We start from the raw sequence: 1,956 nt of genomic DNA, 5'->3' as shown, positions 1-1,956 counted from the left end.
CGCCACGGCTGCTCCGCGCCGGCCGCGGCCGGAGCGAGGTCCGACGGCGCGGGACGCGCCTCGGCCGGCACGACGCTCGGCACGCGAGGCGCGCTGCTCACCTGCCCGAGCGCCCGGTTGTCCCGGCGCACCGTCGGGCTCCCCGTGTCGAAGCCCGCCGCGATGACGGTCACACGGACCTCGTCGCCCAGGGCGTCGTCGATGACCGCGCCGAAGATGATGTTGGCCTCCGGGTGCGCGGCCTCCTGGACCAGTCGCGCGGCCTCGTTGATCTCGAAGAGCCCGAGGTCGGAGCCGCCCTGGATCGAGAGCAGCACGCCGTGCGCGCCGTCGATGCTCGCCTCCAGCAGGGGCGAGGAGATCGCGAGCTCGGCCGCCTGCACCGCCCGGTCGTCGCCACGCGCCGAGCCGATGCCCATGAGGGCGCTGCCCGCACCCTGCATGACGCTCTTGACGTCGGCGAAGTCGAGGTTGATCAGGCCCGGCGTGGTGATGAGGTCCGTGATGCCCTGGACGCCGGACAGCAGCACCTGGTCCGCCGAGTGGAACGCGTCGAGGACCGAGACGGACCGGTCCGAGATGGACAGCAGCCGGTCGTTGGGGATGACGATGAGCGTGTCGACCTCGGAGCGCAGCGCGTCGATGCCGTTCTCCGCCTGGACCGAGCGCCGCCGGCCCTCGAACGTGAACGGGCGCGTCACGACGCCGATGGTCAGCGCACCGAGCGAGCGTGCGATGCGCGCGACGACGGGCGCTCCGCCCGTGCCGGTGCCGCCGCCCTCCCCCGCGGTCACGAACACCATGTCCGCCCCGCGCAGGACGTCCTCGATCTCCTCGGCGTGGTCCTCGGCGGCCTTCTTGCCGACCTCGGGGTCGGCGCCCGCGCCCAGGCCCCGGGTCAGCTCGCGGCCGACGTCGAGCTTCACGTCCGCGTCCGACATGAGGAGCGCCTGCGCGTCCGTGTTGATCGCGATGAACTCGACGCCCTTGAGCCCGACCTCGATCATCCGGTTGACGGCGTTGACGCCGCCGCCACCGATGCCGACCACCTTGATGACCGCCAGGTAGTTCTGCGGAGCTGCCACGTCGGTGCCTCTCGTCCTGCTCGGGTCCCAACCTTCAGTCTCAGGTAGAAGGTTAGAGTTATGTCAGATGCTGTCGGGTGCGACGCTAGGTCGCCGGGCAGGCGTGGGCAACGACCACGGGCGCGTGTCGCCGGATCAGGACCGGGTGATCGGCAGCTCGGGCGCCGAGACGTCGTAGTGCCCGGCCCCCGCGCTCGGCGCGGCCGCCCGCAGGGTCTGCAGCACCCGGATCTTCAGCATCGTCTGGTCCGCGCTCCCCCACTCGACGCTCACGCCGTCGTGCAGGCCGAAACGCACGGTGTCCTGGCTGTCCGCGGACGCCGTCGCGACCTGGGCCGCGAGCTCTGGCGGCAGCTGGCGCAGCACGGTGAGCACCGCGGTCAGGGCGCGGGCACCGGGGTCGTCGAGCGGCACCGACACGACCGGCAGCCCCTCGGGCGCGACCTCGGACCGGCCGACCTGGACACCCTCGACGTCGAGCAGGGCGACGCCGCCCCCGGTCTGCGGCACGGCGGCGACCGGCTCGCGCGACACCACCGTGATCCGCAGCCCGTGCGGCCACTCGCGCGCGACCTCCGCGGCCCGCACGCCCGGCACGTCGAGGATCTCGCGGCGCAGCGCGACGGTGTCCAGGCGCGGCAGCGGCGTCCCGTGGTGCGGCTCGACGACGGCGACGACCGCGGCCGCGTCCACGACGGTGCCCTGGCCCTCCACCCCCACCTGCCCGGCGTCGAGCGCGAGCACGGGCGAGACGAGCAGCAGCCAGCCCAGCGCCGCCACGACGACCACGGCCGCCGTGACGCCGAGCGCACGGCGGCGCAGCACGTGACGTCGGGCGGCCGCGCGCTCGGCGAAGCGCTCGGCCGCCTCC

General features: G+C 74.1%; 2 protein-coding genes. Both read right to left on the bottom strand.

From position 1 onward, the window contains the following. A partial coding sequence (gene ftsZ / locus ICW40_RS02620; protein WP_308121589.1) for a cell division protein FtsZ occupies positions 1-1,085 on the bottom strand: 1,085 nt, incomplete at its 3' end. Between the two features lie 135 nt (positions 1,086-1,220). Continuing rightward, positions 1,221-1,956: cell division protein FtsQ/DivIB (locus tag ICW40_RS02615; RefSeq protein WP_221652278.1), on the bottom strand; the 736-nt coding region annotated here is incomplete at its 5' end.

The organism is Actinotalea ferrariae, assembly GCF_019733465.1.
Classification (GTDB): Bacteria; Actinomycetota; Actinomycetes; order Actinomycetales; family Cellulomonadaceae; genus Actinotalea; species Actinotalea ferrariae_A.
This window is presented reverse-complemented; position numbering and strand designations above follow the sequence as displayed.